This is a genomic window from Cellulomonas sp. NPDC055163, from assembly GCF_053607065.1.
The window spans coordinates 547,762-566,942 of record NZ_JBSGSU010000002.1 but is presented as its reverse complement, the minus strand read 5'-3'; the positions used below and the strand labels follow the sequence as shown (position 1 = coordinate 566,942).

At 75.3% G+C, this 19,181-nt stretch carries 14 protein-coding genes and 1 pseudogene; 10 read left to right on the top strand and 5 right to left on the bottom strand.

Annotated features, from left to right (window positions below):
* Positions 1-1,057: pseudogene (locus tag ACWFNE_RS06270) on the bottom strand (hypothetical protein); the annotation flags it as partial.
* Positions 1,058-1,288: 231 nt separating this feature from the next.
* Between ACWFNE_RS06270 and ACWFNE_RS06265 the strand changes: the two are divergent.
* Complete coding sequence (locus ACWFNE_RS06265; protein ID WP_452121563.1) at positions 1,289-2,359, top strand: hypothetical protein; 1,071 nt, start codon at positions 1,289-1,291, stop codon at positions 2,357-2,359.
* Positions 2,360-2,589: 230 nt separating this feature from the next.
* Positions 2,590-3,633, top strand: a complete 1,044-nt coding sequence (locus ACWFNE_RS06260; protein ID WP_452121562.1) for a LacI family DNA-binding transcriptional regulator — start codon at positions 2,590-2,592, stop codon at positions 3,631-3,633.
* A 90-nt stretch (positions 3,634-3,723) separates the two neighbouring features.
* Here the strand turns inward: ACWFNE_RS06260 and ACWFNE_RS06255 are convergent, their stop codons facing one another.
* A complete protein-coding gene (locus tag ACWFNE_RS06255) occupies positions 3,724-4,410 on the bottom strand; it encodes a GAF and ANTAR domain-containing protein (protein WP_452121561.1) in 687 nt (228 codons plus the stop codon).
* A 275-nt stretch (positions 4,411-4,685) separates the two neighbouring features.
* Here ACWFNE_RS06255 and ACWFNE_RS06250 point away from each other — a divergent pair, with 275 nt between their 5' ends.
* Both ACWFNE_RS06250 and ACWFNE_RS06245 read left to right on the top strand, forming a co-directional pair.
* Entirely contained in the window at positions 4,686-5,732 is a 1,047-nt protein-coding gene (locus ACWFNE_RS06250) for an aldo/keto reductase (protein ID WP_452121560.1), read from the top strand.
* A complete protein-coding gene (locus ACWFNE_RS06245; protein WP_452121559.1) occupies positions 5,729-8,629 on the top strand; it encodes a glycosyl hydrolase family 95 catalytic domain-containing protein in 2,901 nt (966 codons plus the stop codon). The genes ACWFNE_RS06250 and ACWFNE_RS06245 overlap by 4 nt, the downstream gene beginning before the upstream one ends.
* A gap of 71 nt (positions 8,630-8,700) precedes the next feature.
* Here ACWFNE_RS06245 and ACWFNE_RS06240 read toward each other — a convergent pair whose 3' ends face one another.
* Together ACWFNE_RS06240 and arfA are read right to left on the bottom strand one after the other, a co-directional pair.
* A complete protein-coding gene (locus tag ACWFNE_RS06240) occupies positions 8,701-9,570 on the bottom strand; it encodes an amidohydrolase family protein (RefSeq protein WP_452121558.1) in 870 nt (289 codons plus the stop codon).
* 132 nt (positions 9,571-9,702) lie between these two features.
* On the bottom strand, positions 9,703-11,247 hold the full coding sequence (gene arfA / locus ACWFNE_RS06235) for an arabinosylfuranosidase ArfA (protein ID WP_452121557.1): 1,545 nt from the start codon (positions 11,245-11,247) through the stop codon (positions 9,703-9,705).
* A 393-nt stretch (positions 11,248-11,640) separates the two neighbouring features.
* On the opposite strand from arfA, the gene ACWFNE_RS06230 reads away from it, so the two are divergent.
* Positions 11,641-13,119: a Gfo/Idh/MocA family protein gene (locus ACWFNE_RS06230; protein ID WP_452121556.1), complete on the top strand. Its 1,479-nt coding sequence runs from the start codon at positions 11,641-11,643 to the stop codon at positions 13,117-13,119.
* 132 nt (positions 13,120-13,251) lie between these two features.
* Positions 13,252-14,424 (top strand): methyl-accepting chemotaxis protein, encoded by a 1,173-nt coding sequence (locus ACWFNE_RS06225; RefSeq protein WP_452121555.1) that lies wholly within the window; start codon positions 13,252-13,254, stop codon positions 14,422-14,424.
* A 126-nt stretch (positions 14,425-14,550) separates the two neighbouring features.
* Here ACWFNE_RS06225 and ACWFNE_RS06220 read toward each other — a convergent pair whose 3' ends face one another.
* Positions 14,551-16,023, bottom strand: a complete 1,473-nt coding sequence (locus ACWFNE_RS06220) for a sugar porter family MFS transporter (protein ID WP_452121554.1) — start codon at positions 16,021-16,023, stop codon at positions 14,551-14,553.
* A gap of 146 nt (positions 16,024-16,169) precedes the next feature.
* On the opposite strand from ACWFNE_RS06220, the gene ACWFNE_RS06215 reads away from it, so the two are divergent.
* The 4 genes from ACWFNE_RS06215 (at position 16,170) to ACWFNE_RS06200 (ending at position 19,175) form a co-directional block, all read left to right on the top strand.
* The gene (locus ACWFNE_RS06215; RefSeq protein WP_452121577.1) at positions 16,170-16,772 is read left to right on the top strand and encodes a hypothetical protein; all 603 of its coding nucleotides are present in this window, start codon (positions 16,170-16,172) and stop codon (positions 16,770-16,772) included.
* Between the two features lie 23 nt (positions 16,773-16,795).
* On the top strand, positions 16,796-17,134 hold the full coding sequence (locus tag ACWFNE_RS06210) for a PGPGW domain-containing protein (RefSeq protein ID WP_452121553.1): 339 nt from the start codon (positions 16,796-16,798) through the stop codon (positions 17,132-17,134).
* A gap of 409 nt (positions 17,135-17,543) precedes the next feature.
* Positions 17,544-18,164, top strand: a complete 621-nt coding sequence (locus ACWFNE_RS06205; RefSeq protein ID WP_452121552.1) for a DUF47 domain-containing protein — start codon at positions 17,544-17,546, stop codon at positions 18,162-18,164.
* Between the two features lie 6 nt (positions 18,165-18,170).
* Complete coding sequence (locus ACWFNE_RS06200) at positions 18,171-19,175, top strand: anion permease (protein ID WP_452121551.1); 1,005 nt, start codon at positions 18,171-18,173, stop codon at positions 19,173-19,175.
* The last annotated feature ends 6 nt before the right edge of the window (positions 19,176-19,181 follow it).

The window sequence follows — 19,181 nt, the reverse complement described above, 5'->3', positions numbered from 1 at the left end:
GCGACTTCAGGACCGGCGCGGGGGCAGGAACGCACACCCTTTCGGGCACCCGTCCGGGGGACGGCGGCGTGCGCGGGGTGTAGTCCTGCACGAAGAACCCGCGCCAGCGCCCGCCGCACGAGGACGTCCAGCCGACCTCGTCCCGCTCCGACGTCAGCCGGACCTCGACGCCCGGCGCCGCGCTGTCGTGCACGAGCACCGTCGTCCGCCCGGTCGCGCGGTCGTGCTCGAACCCGTACGCCACGACCTGGTGGTTCTCCCCGGCCGCCGCGACCGAGCGGGCCCGCACGAGCCCGAGCGGCACCGGGTGCCCGGCTCGCAGCTCCTCGACGAGCCGCGGGAGCTCGTCCTCCGTGCACCAGCGGTGGACGCCCGCGTAGAGCCACGTCGCGTGGTCCGGGTGGGCCGACCACTCGGCGAACCGCGCGGCCGACGGCACCCGGAACGAGTCGTCGGTGCGCGCGCGCAGGTACTCGGTGAGCGGGTGGCCGTCGGGCGGCACGTCGTCGGGCACGGGTGCCGACGGCTCCGTGGCCGGCACCGGCACGCCCGCGTACCAGTGGTCGAGCGCCGCGAACGCCATGCCGCCGCACAGCCCGCACACCGCGACGTCGCCCACGCCGGGCAGGGTCGCGACGACGCCCGCGAACGCGTCCGGGAAGCCGAAGCCGTCCCGTTCGGGCCGGAAGTCGACGAGCGCGTACCCGAGCCGGGTCCCCGACGCCCAGGCGCGGCGCCCGTCGGGCCGCTCGAGCACGAGGTCGCCGTCGTCGAGCAGCACGAGCTCCGTGCCCGGGTCGCCCGGGGTGCCCGCGCCCCACAGCACGTACCCGTCGGGGCGGCGCACCACGAGCTCGCCGTCCTCCTGCAGGTGCGCGACGGCGCCGGGGCTGCCCGCGGTCGCGCTGTCCCACAGGTGCGCGCGCCGGCCGCTCGCGAAGTACTCGTACAGCACCAGGTTCCCGTCGGCCTGCATCGTCAGGAGCGTGCGCCGGTTCGGCGCGGCGAGCGCCTGCCCGTCCCGCAGCGACGCGCCCGGACGCAGTCGTCGCTCCACGTGGACCCCCTCGGGTGGGCTGCGCCGGGCGGAGACGGCCCGGCGGACCGTGCGGTGACGGTCCTGTGGGGGAGGACGCGTGGGTCGGGGTGCTGATACGCGGGTCGGTGCGGGGCCGGTGGCCTTCGGGCTCGGACTGCCCGCCGCCGGGGCGCGACCGCGACCGCGACCGCAGCCGTGGCCGTGCGCCGTCCCGTTCCGTCGGGGCGCCGTGTGCGCCACGATGTCGGGATGCGTCGACGCGGCACGCCCGGGCCCGGTGGCCGGTCCGCGCCCGCGCTGCTGGCCGCGCTGCTCATGCCGCTGGTCCTCGCCGCGACGGCCGCGTGCTCGGAGCCCGGCGACGCGCCGCCCGCCCGCACGACCGGCGCGTCCGCATCGCTGGCGGCCTCGGCCGCGCCGCTGCCGCGGGAGGTCCTCGCGGGGCTGCGCGTCGAGGTGCGGCAGAGCCGCACGGACCGGGCCGCGCGCGTCGTCCAGGTCGCCGTGCTCAACGACGGCGCGACCGACCTCGAGGTCGTCGAGGCACGGCTCACGAGCCCCACGGTCGAGGGGGTCGCGGTGAGCGAGGACGGCCGGCGCGCGCCCGCGGGGACGCGCCGGGACCTGTCCGTCGCGCTCGGCGACCCGGTGTGCGACGCGGGTCGGGACGCGGCGGCGGACGGGGGAGCGACGGCGTCCGCGAGCGGTGCGGGGGACGCAGCCGGATCCCTGGACGCCGCGGGCGGCGCGGGGGACGCGACCGCCGCGTCGGGCGCGGGCGCGGGCGCCGCGACGGTCCGGCTCGAGGTGGTCGACGCCGCCGGTCGGCGCGGGACGCTCGAGCTGACCCCCGAGGACCCGAACGGGCACCTGGCGCGCATCCACGCGGAGGACTGCGCGGTGGTCGCCGTCGCGCAGGGAGCCACGCTCGCGCTCGGCCCGTCGCTCGCGACGCGTCAGGAGCCCGACGGGCGCTGGGTCGGGACGCTCACGCTCACCCTCACGCCGCGTGCGGGCGGACCCGAGGTCGTGGTCGACGCGGTCGAGCGGACGGTCCTGCTCGACCCGGCGGCGGGCGGCCCGCTGTGGCCTGCCGCGCTGTCGACCGCTCCGGACGGTGCCCGCACGGTCGGCCTCGACGTCGTGCCCGCGCGGTGCGACCCGCACGCCGTCGCGGAGGACAAGCGCGGCACGGCGTTCGGGGTGCACGCGCGCGTCGACGGTGCCGTGCAGCCCGTCTTCTCCGTGACGGCGGGCGACGAGCTGCGCGGGCGCGTGCACGACTTCGTCGCACTCGCCTGCGGGTGGCCCGCGTCCTGACGCGCTGCGCCCTCCGCCTCGCCGACCCCCGCACCGTGGCACGGACCGCTGCACTCTGGTGACCCTTCATCTCGCCGTCTCGCCGTCTCGCCGCCTCACCGCACCGGCACCTCGCCGCTTCGCCGCACCGGGCGACCCGCGCCGACCTGCGCCGAGCCGACCGCCGCGCGCCGACCCGTCACCCCCGCGGGCCCCGGAGAGCGTTCTCTGACGCGTGCTAGCGTCCCCGCATGGCCGACCCCGCGACGTCCGCCGCGCGCCCGACCCTCGAGGACGTCGCCCGTGTCGCCGGCGTCTCCCGCGCCACCGTCTCCCGCGTCGTCAACGGTCGCCAGGACGTCGCCGAGCACCTCCAGGAGCTCGTGCGCGACGCGATCGCCCGCACCGGCTACGTCCCGAACCGCGCTGCGCGCTCGCTGGTGACCCGGCGCTCGGGGCTCGTCGTCGTCGCGGTCGCGGGGGCGGCGTCGCCCGGCGGCCCGCCCGACGAGGTCGACTTCCACGACCCGTTCGTGGGTCGCGCGGTCGGCGGGATCCTGCGGGCGCTGCGCCCCCGCGACGTGGACCCCGTCCTCATGCTCGCCGAGACGGACGCCGACCGGACACGCGTGCTCGGCCACCTGCAGCAGGGTCATGCCGACGGGGCGCTGCTCGTCTCGACGCGCCCCGACGACCCCCTCGCGCCGCTGCTCGTCGCCGCGGGCGTCCCGTCCGTGATCTTCGCGCACCCCGCGGCGCCGCTCCCCGTGAGCTTCGTCGACGTGGGGAACCGGGAGGGGGGTGCGCTCGCGGCCGAGCACCTGCTCGCCCGGGGGCGCCGCCGCCTCGCCGCGATCGAGGGCCCGGTGGATGTTCCGTCGGCCCACGAGCGCCTCGCCGGCTTCCGGGACGTCGCCGCGCGGCACGGGCTGCCGGACGTCGTCACGGCCCCGGGCGGGTTCTCGTTCGTGACCGGCGCGGAGGCGATGCGTGCGCTGCTCGCCCGCGAGCCCGCGCTCGACGGGGTGTTCGCCGCGAACGACCTCATGGCGCTCGGCGCGGTGGACGTGCTCGAGGACGCGGGCCGCCGGGTCCCGCACGACGTGTCGGTCGTGGGGTTCGACGACAGCGCGCTGGCCCCCGTCGCCCGCCCGGCCCTCACGAGCGTGCGTCAGCCGGTCGAGGAGATGACCGCGGAGATGGTCGCGATCCTGCTCGCGCAGATCGACGCGCCCGAGCGCCGCGTGACCGCGTCGATCTTCGAGGCGACGCTGCAGGTCCGAGCCTCGTCCTGAGCCGGCGGCCGGGAGCGGCGCCCTCGCGGTCCACGCCCGAGCACGCGCGCGCGTGGGGCACCGCGGAGCCGCACGCCCGGGCCGGTCGGGTCAGCGGCGCGCCATCAGCGCCCGCGCCGCGCTCGGGACGTCCACCCCGGCCCGCTCGGCGGCGTCCACGAGGCGGCGGCGCGCCTCGTCCTCCCCGACGCGCTGCTCGGCCATGACGAAGCCCACGGCCTGCTCCACGACGTCGAGCTCGTCGAGCGCACGGGTTGCGGTCCGTGCGACCTCCCGGGTGCGGAACGGCAGGTCCGCGTTGGACACGCCCAGGTCATGGCCGCCGCCCACGGCCTGTCTCAGCTCGGCCTCGACCCCGACGAACGCCTGCGGGTCGGCCGCGTACAGGTTGACCGCGCCGGCGACGTCACCCCCCGCGACGACGAGCGGCAGCGACAGCGTGCTGCGGACGTCCTGGGCGGCGGCGGACCGCGCGAAGTGCTGCCAGCGTCGCTCGTCGAGCACGTCGTGGAGCTGGATCTCGTCCCCGCTGGCGGCGCTGTCGACGCAGGGCCCGGTCGCGACGTACTGGACCGCGTCGAGCGCGGCGACCTGCTCCGACGTCGCCACGAGCGTGAACGTGAGCCCGCTGTCCCGGAGGCTGATGCTCACGCCCACGCAGCTGGGCACGATCGCGGCGACACGCTCCGCGAGGGCGTCGATCATCGACGCGAGGTCGCGCTCGCTGGTCGCGTTGAGGGACCGGAGGACCTCGGCGGTCTCGGGTACGGGTTCCACGGTTCTCCCAGGCGCGCGAAGGTGCGCCCGCCGTTCCCGGGGCATGCCCTCAGGATGCCTGCGACCTCCGCCCCGCGCACGCGCTGGGACACACGCGGTGCGTCCCCCCGCGGCGTTCGCCCCGGACCCCGAGCTCGGACCGCACCCCCGGTGCGCCCGGCGCCGGGCCGCTCGCGCCCGCGGCGCCGTTGGTAGGGTCGCGGCAGCCCGCCGGGGCCGGTCCGTGCAGGACGTCCGCGGCGGTCGCCGAGCAGCGACGACGCGCAGGAGGACCCATGGCGGCAACGGGCGCAGGTGCGCACGACGGGCGGGCCGACGAGGGCCGCGATGCTCTGACCAGGCACGTCGTGCCGAAGACCGGGACGGTCGTGACGGGCCTCGGACTCGGGACCGCGCAGCTCGGCAACCTCGGGCGCGTCACGACCGACGAGGAGGCGCACGGCGCCGTCGCGCGGGCCTGGGAGCGGGGCATCCGGTACCTCGACACCGCCCCGTCGTACGGCCTCGGGCTGTCGGAGCGACGCCTCGGCGCGCTGCTCGCGGCGTACCCGCGCGAGGAGTGCACGGTCTCCACGAAGGTCGGGCGCCGGCTCGTGCCCAGCCCCGAGCGCGCGCACCTGCGCGACGACGAGGGCTTCGACGTCCCGGCGGACACGCGCCGTGCGTGGGACCTCACCCGGGACGGCATCCGGCGGTCGATCGAGGAGAGCCTCGAGCGCACCGGCCTCGACCGCATCGACATCGCCTACCTGCACGACCCCGACGACTTCGGCGACGAGGCCGTCGCGACCGCGCTGCCCGCCCTCGTCGAGCTCCGGGACGAGGGGGTGCTCGGGGCGGTCGGCGCGGGGATGAACCAGTCGGCGATGCTCGCGCGGTTCGTCCGGGAGACCGACATCGACGTCGTGATGCTCGCGGGCCGGTACACGCTGCTCGAGCAGGGCGCGCTCGCCGACCTCCTGCCCCTCGCGGTCGAGCGCAGCGTCGCCGTCGTGGCCGCCGCGCCGTACAACTCCGGCATCCTCGCCCGGCCCCGCCCGGCACCGGGGGCCCACCACAACTACGCGCCCGCGGACGCGCTGCTGATCGAGCGTGCCCACGCGATCGCCGACGTGTGCGAGCGGCACGGCGTCACGCTGCCCGACGCGGCTCTGGCCTTCCCGGCGGCGCACCCCGCGGTGGTGTCCGTCGTGGTCGGGGCCCGCACGGCGGCGCACGTCGACGACGCCGTCGACAGGTTCCGCACGCACGTGCCCGCCGACGTGTGGTCCGAGCTGCGCGCGGCCGGCCTGCTCGACCCGTCCGCCCCGACACCCGCGTGAGCACCACGAGCGGCGACGCCGGCGACCTGACCCTGCACTACACGGCGCCCGCCGCGGCCTGGACCGACGCCCTCCCGCTGGGCAACGGGCGGATCGGGGCCATGTGCTTCGGCGGGCCGCTGCGCGACCGCATCCAGGTCAACGACGACACGTGCTGGTCCGGCTCGCCCGCGACCAACGCGGGGATCCCGCGGATCGCGCCCGGCGAGGGCCCGCACGTCGTCGCCGCGGCGCGCGAGGCGCTCGCCCGCGGGGACGTGCGCGCCGCGGAGCGTCACGTCCAGCGACTCCAGCACGGTCACTCGCAGGCCTACCAGCCGCTCGTCGACCTGTGGGTCGAGCAGCTCCCCGCGCGGGACGAGCGGGCGTGGCCGGCCGACCCGTCCGAGGCGGACGAGCGGGCAGGGTCCGGAGCGCAGACGGGGACGGACGGGCAGGCCGGCTCCGGCGGACGGACCGGGGCGGTCGACGGGGCCGCGGCCGACGAGCGCCACGAGGCCGCCGGCACCTCGTACGCGCGCTGGCTCGACCTGCGCGACGCCGTCGCCGGGCACGCCTGGACGTCCGGCGGTGTCCCGTCGGCGCAGGAGGTCTTCGTCAGCGCACCCGCGGGCGTGCTCGTGGTGCGCCGCGTCGTCGAGGGCCCGCGCGCGGACCTCGTGCTGAGCGTGACCTCCATGCACCCGCTCGACGGCGTGCGCACCTCGACCGGGGAGCCGGACGGCGACGGGGTGCGCGGCGCCGGCTGGGCCGCGGCCGCCCGGATGCCGTCGCACGTGTGGCCGCCGCACGAGGACGTCGCGGAGCCGGTCGAGCGCAGCGCCGTCGCGGGGAGTGCCGTGACCGCCGTCGTCGGGCTGCGGGTGCTGAGCGACGGTGACGTCGTGGCCGGTGACGCCCAGCTCGTGGTCCGGGGCGCGCGCGAGCTCGTCGTGCTGCTGGCGACCGGGACCGACTTCGGCGGGCCGGGCGTCGTGCCGCACGGCGACGTCGAGCGGCTGCGGGCCGCGGTCGAGGCGCGGCTCGACGCGGCGGTGGCGGCGGGTCACGAGCGCTTGCGTGCCGAGCACGTCGCGGAGCACCGGGGGCTGCTGGACCGCGTCGGCCTGGTGCTCGGCGGCGCGGCGGACACTCCACGGGCCGAGCCCTCGGGTGGGAGCGAACCGCCGGTCGCGTCGGGCGATGCGCTGCGCCCTGGACCGTCGGGCGACGCCCCGCTCACCGTCCCGTCCGGCGGGACGAGCCAGGTCCCGTCCGGCGACGACCGGCCTGCGGTCGGCCCGGCGACCGCCCCGGCCACCGTCGCGGTCCCGGTGCTGCGGTCGGCGCCGACCGACGAGCGCCTCGCGCGGCACGCCGCCGGAGCCCCTGACCCGGGACTCGCCGCGCTCGCGTTCCAGTACGGCCGCTACCTCCTGGTCGCGGGCTCGCGGCCCGGCACGCAGCCGATGGGGCTCCAGGGCCTGTGGAACGAGCACGTGCAGCCGCCCTGGTCCGGCAACTACACGCTCAACATCAACACCGAGATGAACTACTGGCCCGCGCTGGGCGCGAACCTCGCCGAGTGCCACGAGCCGCTGCTGCGGTGGCTCGGCGCGCTCGCGGCGTCGGGCACGCGCACCGCGCGCGAGCTCTACGGGGCGCGCGGGTGGGCGGCGCACCACAACTCCGACGTGTGGGGCTTCTCGCTCCCGGCGGGTGAGGGCGACGGCGACCCGTGCTGGACGGCCTGGCCGCTCGCCGGTGCGTGGCTCTCCCGCCACCTGTGGGACCACTACGAGTACACGGGGGACGCCGCGTTCCTCGCGGGGGCGTGGCCGGTCCTGGAGGGCGCCGCGCTGTTCGTGCTCGACTGGCTCGTCGAGCTTCCCGACGGCACCCTCGGCACCGCGCCCGCCACGAGCCCCGAGAACACGTACGTCGCGGCGGACGGGCTGCCGGCCGCCGTCTCGACCTCGACGACGTCCGACCTCGCGATGGTCCGCGACCTGCTCGAGCGCACGCTCGACGCGCGCGCCGCGCTGGCCGACGCGTCCGGCCCCAGCGGGTCCGGCAAGGACAGGCCCGGCGACGACGGGTCCGACCGCGACCCGTCCGACCGCGACGCGTCCGACCGCGACCCGTCCGACCGCGACACGCCCCGCGACGACCTCGACACCCGCATCCGTGACGCGCTGGAGCGGCTGCCCGCCGAGCGGGTGGGCGCCGACGGCCGGCTCTCGGAGTGGCTGACCGACGTGCCCGACGCCGAGCCGACGCACCGCCACCAGTCCCACCTCTACCGCGTGCACCCGGGCACGTCGATCGACCCCGACCAGGCGCCGGTGCTGGCGGCCGCCGCGGTCGCGAGCCTCGACGCGCGTGGTCCGGAGTCGACGGGCTGGTCGCTCGCGTGGCGCCTGAACCTGCGCGCCCGGTTGCGGGACGTCGCGGGCGTCGAGGCGTCGGTCCGCTCGTTCCTCGCCCCGGTCGACCTCGATCTGCCCGGCCGGTCGGGACCGCGCTACGGCGAGGGCGGCGGGGTCTACCGGAACCTGTTCTGCGCGCACCCGCCCTTCCAGGTCGACGGGAACCTCGGCTTCACCGCGGGTGTCGTCGAGGCGCTCGTGCAGGGGCACCGGACGGTCGCAGGCGAGGAGGGCGCCGTCCGCGAGGTGCACCTGCTGCCTGCGCTCCCGGGTCCGTGGGGCGAGGGTCGGGTGCGTGGCCTGCGCGTGCGCGGTGGCGTCACGGTCGCGATCACGTGGTCGGCCGGTCGCGTGACCCGGGCGCAGCTCGTGGCCGACCGGCCGACCACGGTCGTCGTGCGCGAGGGTGCGGGGGAGGGGCCTCGCGTCACGCTGCACCTCGCTCCGGGGGTCCCGGCCGTGCTCGGCGCGGGTCTCGTCGAGGTCTGACGCGGGCCGCTCGTCGACCGGGCGTCGCGCCCGGGGTGGTCACACCCGGCCGTGACGGCGCCCCGGGGCGGTCAGACCGCGAGCCCGTAGACCCGGGTCGCCGTCCCGCCGAGCACCTCGGCGCGCTCCGCCTCGCCGAGCCCGCCGAGGGTGTCGCGCGTCGCGGTCCACACCTCGGTGTAGGAGCTCGCGGCGAGCAGTGCGAGCGGCCAGTCGCTGCCGATCATGAGCCGCCCGGGGCCGAAGACCTCGAGCGCGTGGTCGACGGCGGGCCGCAGGTCGTCGACCGTCCAGCCCGGGCCCGCGGCGGTGTTGAGGCCCGACACCTTGGCGACGACGTTGGGCGCCTGGGCGATCTCGGCGATCATGCCCGCCCACAGGTTCCAGACCGCGCGGTGGCCCGAGCGGAGCGCCGCGATCGGCGGCTTCGCGAGGTGGTCGAGCACGATCGTGAGGTCGGGGTGCCGCTCGGCGAGCATGGTGACGTGCGCGAGCAGCGTCGGCGTCTCGGCGCTCACGTCGAACGTCATGCGCCGGTCCGCGAGCAGGCCGAGGCTCTTGCCGACGTCGTCGCGCAGCAGCCAGCTCGGGTCGGTCTCGAGGTGCACCATGTGCCGGACGCCGACGACGGGCTCGCTGCGCCAGGCGTCGAGCTGCGCGGCGGTGTCGTCGGGGGAGACGAGCGGGACCCACGCGACGACGCCCGCGACCTCGGGGTTGCCGAGCGCCTGGTTGAGCATGTTCTCGCTGTCGGCGCGGTTGTCGGCCGACTGCACGAGGACGACGTGCCCGACGCCCTGCTCCCGAAGCTCGGGCGCCGCGTCACCGACCGTGAAGACGCGGTCGATCGAGGTCAGGTCGTGGGTGAGCCAGGGGTAGTGCACGGCCTCGGGATTCCAGACGTGCACATGGGCGTCGACCACGGTGTCGGCAGGGGGCATGACGCGAACGTAGCATTCGGACGGGTTTTCTCCCAGGTTTCCCGGATAACCTCATCGAACCCTCACCAAAGGGTGTAAGAGGTCTGATGAATGCCGCGAGTCACAGGCGTGTCACGACGATTGTGACCACAGTCAGATACGACTAGCCGTGCCGTGCAGGGCGGTCCACGACTCGGGTGCGAGCGTGACGGTGGTGGAGCCATCGCCGGTGCCCGCGGGCGGTGCGCCGAGCGTCGACAGGCAGGCGGCCGCGACCTTCGCCGCGTGCTCGGGGCCGGCGACGGCGGGCTCGTGGTCCGCGAGCAGCTGCACGCCGCCCGTGAGCTCGACGCGCACGCCCGGGTGGGTCAGCGCGACGTCGACGGGCTCGGGCGAGCGGTTGACCAGGAAGAGCGCGAGCACCGCGTCCGTGCCGTCGACGTCGTCCCACGTCGCCGCGGCCGTGACGAGCGGGACCGTCCCGTGCCGGGCGGTCGTGACGGTCGGCGCCTGCACGCGCAGGTCGAGAGCGACGCCGCGGGCGAGGCGGGCCGTCTCAGCGAACGGGTGGAACGTCGGCTGCCGCCAGGCGGGTCCGCCGGGCTCGGTCATGATCGGCGCGATCGCGTTGACCATCTGGGCGAGGCACGCGATCGGCACGCGGTCAGCGTGGTTGACGAGCGTCACGAGCAGGTCGCCGACCACCACGCCGTCGAGCGCCGAGTAGACGTCCTCGATGACCCGCGGGGCGTCGCGCTGGAGCGGGAGGTTCTCGCCGCCGGCGAACCGCGACTCGAGGTACCAGACGTTCCACTCGTCGAACGAGATGGTGATCCGCTTGTCGGAGCGGCGCTGGGCGCCCACGGCGTCGGCCGTCGCCACGACGCGGCGGATGAAGCGGTCCATCGCCGTGCCCGAGCCCAGGAAGCTCGCGCGGTCGCCGTCGCGGTCCTCGTAGTAGGCGTGCATCGAGAGGTGGTCGACGACGTCGTACGTGGCGGACAGGACGGTCTGCTCCCACGAGCCGAACGTCGGCATCTGCATCGAGGACGAGCCGCACACGACGAGCTCGATGCTCGGGTCGACCAGCTTCATCGCCTTGCCGGCCTCGGCCGCGAGCCTGCCGTACTCGTGCGCGTCCTTGTGGCCGATCTGCCAGGGGCCGTCCATCTCGTTTCCGAGGCACCAGAGGCGGACGCCGTAGGGCTTCGCGCGCCCGTTCGCGATGCGCATGTCGGCCCACCTGGACCCGGCCTCGCCGTTGCAGTACTCGACGAGCGCGGCCGCGGCGGCGACCCCGCGGGTGCCGAGGTTGACGGCCATCATCGGCTCGATGCCCTCGCGCTCGGCCCACTGCAGGAACTCGTCGGTGCCGATCTCGTTGGGCTCGATCGTGCGCCACGCGAGGTCGATGAACGGCTCACGCTCCTCGCGCGGGCCGACGCCGTCCTCCCACACGTAGTTGGAGACGAAGTTGCCGCCGGGGTAGCGCACCGTCGTGACGCCGAGCTCGCGCGTGAGGTGGGCGACGTCGCGCCGGAAGCCGTGCTCGTCGGCCGTCGCGTGGCCGGGCTCGTAGAGGCCCGTGTAGACGGCGCGCCCGATGTGCTCGACGAACGACCCGAACATGCGCCGGTCGACGGTGCCGACCCGGAAGTCGGGGTGGAGCACGACGCTGGCGCGCTGACGCTCGGGCATGGAGAGCTCCTCGAGGGTGGCCGGCTTCGTCGTCCGGCGACGTGGGGCAACGGTGTCGAGCCAGGGGCCGCACGGTCGGCCTGGCGTCCGGCGACCTGTCGTGGTCGCGCCCGGAGCGACGCTGCCCGCACGGGTCGACGGCCGTCGACCGGGGGGAACGATACCGATATCGACCACCGTGCGCGCACGGGTCCGGTGCGGCCGGCGCCGGCCCCGGACGGGGCACGGCGCGCTCGCGGGTCCCCTGCCCGGCAGGCGGGATGCCGGTCAGGGAGGCCCGCGCCTGACGCCGCGGCGATCGCGGGCTACGATCGTCGCGCGGCGGGAACGCGCTTTCCCACCGGGTGCGACGACGCCCCGGAGCGACGGTCCGGCGCCGACGAGGAGACCCGCGTGACCGACGTGCCGACCACCGTCCCGCACCCCGCAGCCGAGCCCGCCGCCGGGCACCCCGCCACCCCGCCCGGTGCGCACCCGGGCCCCCACCCGGACCGGCCCGCGACGCAGCCGGACGCCGCGTCGGTCCCGGTCCACCCCGCACCGGGGGCCGCGCCGCGCCGCCGCTACGCCGTCGCCGGCACCGGGCACCGCGCGCAGATGTACGTCGACGCCGTCCTCGGCGACCACGCCGACGTCGCGGAGCTCGTCGCGTGGTGCGAGCCGAACCCGGCGCGCGCCGACTGGTACGACGCCCGGGTCGGCCGGCCGCTCCCGCGCTACACGCCCGACGGCCTCGAGCGGATGGTCGCCGAGCAGCGCGTCGGCACCGTCGTCGTCACGAGCCCCGACCACACGCACGCCGACGTCGTGGCGCGCGTGCTCGACGCGGGCGCGGACGTGGTCGTCGAGAAGCCCCTCACCATCGACGCGAACGGCTGCCGCCGCATCACCGACGCGATCGCCCGCACCGGTCGCGACGTCGTCATGACGTTCAACTACCGGTACTCGCCCCGCAACTCCGCGCTGCGCGAGGTGATCGCCTCGGGCGTGATCGGCGAGGTCACGTCGGTCCACTTCGAGTGGGCGCTCGACACCGTGCACGGCGCCGACTACTTCCGCCGGTGGCACCGCGAGAAGGTGCTCTCGGGCGGGCTGCTCGTGCACAAGTCCAGCCACCACTTCGACCTGGTCAACTGGTGGCTCTCGGACGTGCCGGTGCGCGTGTACGCGTCGGGCGCGCTGCGGTTCTACGGCGACAAGAACGCCGAGGTCCGCGGGCTCGGCGAGCGGCCCGCGCGCGGCACCGGGAACGCCGGCGACCCGTTCGCGCTCGACCTCACCCTCGACCCGCGGCTCCAGGCCCTCTACCTCGACGCGGAGCACCACGACGGCTACGTGCGCGACCAGGACGTCTTCGCCCCCGGCATCACGATCGAGGACAACATGGCGGTCCTCGTCGACTACCGCCGCGGGGCGACGCTGACGTACTCGCTCAACGCGCACAGCCCCTGGGAGGGGTACCGGGTCACGGTCAACGGGACCGCCGGGCGCGCCGAGCTCGAGGTCGTCGAGCGCGGGGCGGTCGTGGTCGACGACGAGGGGAACGCCGTGCTCGACCCGAGCGCGACACCCGGCGGCACCGCGGTCGACCCGGTCCGCCCCGCGGGCGAGCGCCTGGTGGTCCAGCGGCACTGGGAGCGCGCGGTCGAGCGCCCGATCCCGGTCGGCGAGGGCAGCCACGGGGGCGGCGACGCGATCCTGCTGGCCGACGTCTTCCGCGGTCCGTCGGCCGACCCGCTCGGGCGTCCCGCGGGCTTCCTCGACGGCGTGCGGGCCGTCTCGGTCGGCATCGCGGCCAACCAGTCGATGCTCACCGGGCAGCCGGTGCGCGTCGCCGACCTCGGGCTGGGGGCGGACCTGACGGCACCCTAGCGGTCGGCTGACGGGGTGCGGACGGCGCCCTGCCGGTGGGCTGACGCGACGCGGACGGCGCCCCGGGGCCGATCACTCATGTCCGGGCACGTCCGGTCGATACGCAGGGCGACCCGTGACGACTGGAGAAGCGTGATCAGCAACCGGACCAAGTCCCGCCTCGGGGTGGTGACGCCCCTCGTGGCGCTCGTCGCCGTGTGCCTCGGGGCCCGCAGCGCGACCTCGCGCGCCGCGTCGCAGCTCGCTGCCGGTGACGCCGCGGCCGCCGCCGACACGCTCGCCTCGCTCAGTTGGCTCGTGTGGGTGCCCGTGCTCGTCGTGATCCCGTCGGTCGCGTTCGCGATGTGGGCGCAGGTCAGCATCACGCGCCCCCTGCGGCGCACCGGCGAGTTCCTGCGCCAGATCCACTCCGGCGACCTGTCCACCCGGATGGAGTCGCTCGGCAACGACGAGCTCGGCCTCATGGGGACGGCGCTCAACGGCACCGTCGAGTGGATGGCGACGACCGTGCGCGGCCTGCGGTCCAGCGCGGGCGCGCTGCGCCAGTCCGCCGACCGGCTCGCGGGCGTCAGCGGCTCGATGACGGGTGCCGCGAGCACGACGGCCGCGCAGCTCGACATCGTCGACGACGCGGCGCGCGGCGTGACCGCGGACGCGCAGACCGTGGCCGCGGGTGCCGACCAGATGCGCCAGGCGATCAACGAGATCTCCCACAACGCCGGCCAGGCGGCGCTCATCGCGGACGACGCGGTACGCGCGGCGACGGCGGCGCAGGAGACGGTCGGGCGGCTCGGCGACGCGAGCGCGGAGATCGGCCAGGTCATCAAGCTCATCACCTCGATCGCGGAGCAGACGAACCTCCTCGCGCTCAACGCGACCATCGAGGCGGCGCGTGCGGGCGAGGCCGGCAAGGGGTTCGCGGTCGTCGCGAGCGAGGTCAAGGAGCTCGCTCGCGAGACGGCGACCGCGACCGAGTCGATCACCGCGCAGGTCGGGTCGATCCAGTCCCAGACGGGTCGCGCGGCGACGGAGCTCGCGAGCGTGACGGACGTCATCAAGACGATCTCGGAGTACCAGGCGAGCATCTCCGCGGCGGTCGAGGAGCAGTCGGCCACGACCGCGCACATGTCCCGGGCGGTCGCGGGTGCCGCGGCAGGCTCGGAGCGCATCGCGAGCTCGATCTCGTCGGTGCGCGCCGCGGCCCGCGAGGCCCAGGACGGTGCGGCGGCGACGGAGTCGGCGGCGCGCGAGATGCGCGAGCTCTCGGGCGAGCTGCTCGCGATGGTCTCGACGATCAAGGCCTGACGCGTCCACCCGACGCACGACGACGCCCGCCCGACCCCTGCCGTGAGCGGGGGCGGGCGGGCGTCGTCGTACCCGGCGGCGATCGTCGCGCGTGCGTCAGGCGCCGGTGCGCCCGGCGCCCGTGCGTCAGGGGTCGATCCGCCGACCCGTGCGGGAGACGCCCTCCATGTCCTCGAGCGCGATGCCCTTGGTCTCGGGGACCTTGGTGAGCACGAACACGAAGGACAGGGCCGCGAAGATCGCGTACATCGAGTACGGCCCGGTCGCGCCGAACGCCTCGAGCATGGGCGGGAACGACACCGTGATGAGGAAGTTCGCGATCCACTGGCACGCGGCCGCGACGCCGAGCGCCGCGGCGCGGATGCGGTTCGGGAACATCTCGCCGAGCAGCACCCACACGAGCGGACCCCACGACGCACCGAAGAAGACGACGAACGCGTTGGCCGCGACGAGCGCCACGACACCCCACGGCGCGTCGAGCCGGACGTCCTCGCCGGCCCCGCTCGAGTGGGTGAAGGCCAGCGCCATGAGCCCGAGCGAGATCGTCATGCCCGCGGAGCCCGCGAGCAGGATGGGCCGGCGGCCCACCTTGTCGATGAGGGCGATCGCGATGAACGTCACGAGCACGTTCGTCACGGACGTCGCGACGGTCACGACGAAGGAGTCGGACTCGTCGAACCCGACCGCCTGCCACAGCGTGACCGAGTAGTAGAAGATCACGTTGATCCCGACGAACTGCTGGAACACCGAGAGCAGGATGCCGACCCAGACGATGGGCAGCAGGCCGAGCGCCGGGCCGCGCAGGCTCGCCTGCTGGGCGAGCGCCTTGTCCGCCGCGATCGTCTTCTCGATCTGGTGCACCCGCTCGACGGGGTCCTCGTCGGCGCCCGACACCGAGCGCAGCACCTCGACGGCCTCGTCCTTGCGGCCCGCGGCGACGAGGAACCGCGGCGACTCGGGGATGCGCAGCGCGAGGATCCCGTAGACGGCGGCGGGCACGACGGCCACGAGGAACATCCAGCGCCAGGCGTCGAGCCCGAACAGCGAGGCCTCGGCCGCGCCGCCCGCGGTGTTGGCGAACACCGCGTCGGAGAGCAGGGCCGCGAAGATGCCGATCGTGATCGCGAGCTGCTGGAGCGAGCCGAGGCGGCCGCGCATCGCGGCGGGCGCGATCTCCGCGATGTACGCGGGGGCGATGACCGACGCGATGCCGATGCCGAGGCCGCCGACGATGCGCCACAGGATGAGGTCGTAGACCGAGAACGCGAACGCGGCACCGATCGAGGAGACGAAGAACAGGATCGCGCCGAGCAGCATGACCTTCGTGCGGCCCCACCGGTCCGCGAGCCGCCCGGCGCCCCACGCGCCGACCGCGCACCCGAGCAGGGCGACCGCGACGGCGAAGCCCGTCACGGCGGCGCTGAGCGCGAACTCGCCCTCGATCGCCTCGACCGCGCCGTTGATCACCGAGCTGTCGAAGCCGAACAGGAAACCGCCGACCGCGGCGGCGACCGCGAGGCCGACCGCCTTGCCGTGCGACGGATGGCGGCCCGACGCCCCGGCCGAGCCCTGCGACGGTCGTGCAGCGGATGACGACATGGCGACGCCCTCTCCCTCGCTGGCCGGTCACGGTCGGCGGCGCAGGAACCGTCCTCGCTGACGACGTGCGCTGCAGGATCGACCTGTCTGACAATCTAACGATGACCACCTCAGACGGCGCGCCGAGGCGTCCACGACGCCCGGCGATGCTCGACCCCCGACAGGCCGACGAGCTCCCCGGCGACATCGACCCCGCCCTGCGCTCCGAGATCGCCCACACCACGGCGGGCGCGATCGTGCACCAGGGCCGCAGCGCGGGCGACGACCCGGAGCTCGTCGCGCGGCTCGTGAGCCTCGTGGAGGCCGAGGGTCTCGACGTAGTCGCCGCGATGTGGGCCGACAGCACCGCGGACACGCTGCCCGGCGCGCTGTGGCGGTTGTACGTGCTGCGCGAGTGGGTGCGCCGCGACCCGCAGACACTCGCGGAGCGCTACCGGCTGGGCGTCGAGGCGGCCCCGGTGCACGACGTCGTCGCGGGCGTCGCGAGCCCGCCCGGACCGAACGACCTGCGCGACCTCGCCGACGCGGTGCTCTCCGGCGTGTACCGGGGCGACCTCGCGGTCGCGCTCGAGCGGGGGGCGGCGTTCTGCCGGGTCCTGGCGACGGGTGCGGCGTTCGACGCGGACCACCTCGAGGGCACCGACTCGGACGCGGCGCACCGCCTGACGCGCGGCGCGTCGTCGCTCGTGCGCACCGCCGAGGAGCTCGAGCACGCCGCGGGCCTGTGGCGTGCGGAGCGGCTCGAGTGACCGGGCCCGAGGTGCACCCCCACGTGCCCGACGACGCACCGGGGCAGGCTCCGGGGCCGGACGGCGCGCACTCCGGCGGGAGCGGGCCGGAGCACGGCGGCGCGCTCCGCGGGGTACCGGAGTGGCTGGCGCGCCTGCCGCGGCCGGTGCGGGTCCCGCTCGTCGTCGTGACCGGCTGCACCCTGCTGCTCGCCGGGACGGCGATGCTCGTGCTCCCCGGGCCGGGGCTGCTCGTGATGTTCGCGGGCGTCGCGGTGCTCGCGGCGGAGTTCCCGTGGGCCGGGCGGCTCGTCGTCCGGATCCGGCTGCTCGCGCGGCGGGTCTGGGGGCCGGTGCGGAGGTGGTTGCGCCGCGAGCGGTGAGCCGCACCGGCCCGTGCGGGGCGAGCCGGGTCACCCGTGCGGGTGTCCGGTTCGCCGCATCCGGGTGACGTGCGGGGCGGCTGGCCGGACGGTCGCGGCGCCGTCCGAGGTGCGCGCGGGGTCCCGGGGGCGGGACGTCGTGCGGCACGGCCGCGATCGCCCGCGCGTGGGTCTCGTCACAGCGACCGGCGAGACGGACGGGCGTACAGTTGCACCGACGCCGGGTCGCGGTAGCCCCGGGCTCCACTTGAAGCCGCCTCGAGCGGCCTTCGCGCCGACAGGCGCTCCCGGCCCGGCGTCACTCACCCCCCACCGCGACGTCGCGTGCTGTACAGATCCAGGGTTGCGTGTTCACCCGAGCGTTGCCCTAGCCTGTCTGCGACATGCGTCCCCTTCACCGGAGCCTCCCGTGCGCCTGCGCCTGACCCCGCGCGACACCTCGTTCTTCGACCTCCTCGCAGCATCGGCGGCTCATCTGGTCACCGGCGCGAACCTGCTCGGCGAGCTCCTCGGCGCCGACCGCCCGACCCGCAAGGAGATCGGCAAGCGCATCAGCGACGCCGAGCACCTCGCCGACGAGGCGACCCACACGATCATGCGTCGGCTCAACCAGACGTTCGTGACGCCGTTCGACCGCGACGACATCTACAACCTCGCGTCGGCGCTCGACGACTGCATGGACTTCATGGAGGAGGCCGCCGACCTGATCGTGCTCTACAAGCTCGACGGTCTGCCGGCGCGCGTCTCCGACCAGGTCCAGGTGCTGCAGCGCGCCGCGGAGCTCACGGCCGACGCCATGCCGCGCCTGCGCTCGATGGAGAACCTGTCCGACTACTGGATCGAGATCAACCGACTCGAGAACCAGGCGGACAAGGTCCACCGCAAGCTCCTCGCGCAGATGTTCGACGAGATCACCGACCCCATCCAGCTCATGAAGCTGAAGGAGGTCGTCGAGAAGCTCGAGGACGCCGCCGACGCCTTCGAGCGTGTCGCGAACATGGTCGAGACCATCGCGCTCAAGGAGTCCTGAGCCCCGGTGGAGACTGCGCTCGTCATCGTCGTCGTCGCGTTCGCACTCGGCTTCGACTACACCAACGGCTTCCACGACGCGGCGAACGCCATCGCGACCTCGGTCTCGACCCGGGCGCTGACCCCGCGTGCGGCGCTCATCATGGCCGCGGTGATGAACTTCGCCGGTGCGCTGCTCGGCACCGAGGTCGCCGAGACGATCGCGACGTCGATCGTCGACCTCCAGGACGCGAGCCAGCACCAGGCGCTCGTCGTGGTGCTGTGCGCGCTGGTCGGGGCGATCACGTGGAACCTGATCACGTGGTGGCTGGGCCTGCCGTCGTCCTCGACGCACGCGCTGATCGGCGGCCTCGTCGGCGCGGGCCTCGCCGCGCAGCTCGGCATCTACTGGTCGGCGATCGTCGACAAGGTCGTCCTGCCGATGGTGTTCTCGCCGCTCGTCGGCTTCGGCCTGGCGTTCTTCATCATGGTCGGCGTGCTGTGGCTGGTGCGGAACAACGCCCCGGCCAAGACGACCCGCCGGTTCCGCCTCGCGCAGACCGCCTCCGCCGCCGCGATGGCGCTCGGGCACGGCCTCCAGGACGCGCAGAAGACGATGGGCGTGATCTTCCTCGCGCTGCTCTCGGTCGGCTGGGCGGACCCGGACGACGGCATCCCGCTGTGGGTCAAGCTCTCGGCCGCCGCGGCGATCTCCGCGGGCACCTACGCGGGCGGCTGGCGCATCATGCGCACGCTCGGCCGCAAGATCATCGAGCTGGACCCGGCGCGCGGCTTCGTCGCCGAGTCCGTCGCGGCGGTCGTGCTCTACGTCAACGCGTTCGCGCTGCACGCGCCCGTCTCGACGACGCACACGATCACCTCGGCGATCATGGGCGTCGGTGCGACGAAGCGGCTCTCGGCCGTGCGCTGGGGCGTCGCGAAGAACATCGGCGCCGCGTGGGTCCTCACGATCCCCGCTGCCGCGCTCGTCGCCGCGGTCTTCTTCTGGGTCCTGAGCCCGATCCTGAACTGACGCCCG

Bases quoted from the DNA above. Each gene is read 5' to 3' on its own strand.
- ACWFNE_RS06265 (WP_452121563.1), top strand. From the start codon at position 1,289: ATGCGTCGACGCGGCACGCCCGGGCCCGGTGGCCGGTCCGCGCCCGCG.
- ACWFNE_RS06260 (WP_452121562.1), top strand. From the start codon at position 2,590: ATGGCCGACCCCGCGACGTCCGCCGCGCGCCCGACCCTCGAGGACGTC.
- ACWFNE_RS06250 (WP_452121560.1), top strand. From the start codon at position 4,686: ATGGCGGCAACGGGCGCAGGTGCGCACGACGGGCGGGCCGACGAGGGC.
- ACWFNE_RS06240 (WP_452121558.1), bottom strand. From the start codon at position 9,570: ATGCCCCCTGCCGACACCGTGGTCGACGCCCATGTGCACGTCTGGAAT.
- arfA (WP_452121557.1), bottom strand. From the start codon at position 11,247: ATGCCCGAGCGTCAGCGCGCCAGCGTCGTGCTCCACCCCGACTTCCGG.
- ACWFNE_RS06220 (WP_452121554.1), bottom strand. From the start codon at position 16,023: ATGTCGTCATCCGCTGCACGACCGTCGCAGGGCTCGGCCGGGGCGTCG.
- ACWFNE_RS06215 (WP_452121577.1), top strand. From the start codon at position 16,170: ATGCTCGACCCCCGACAGGCCGACGAGCTCCCCGGCGACATCGACCCC.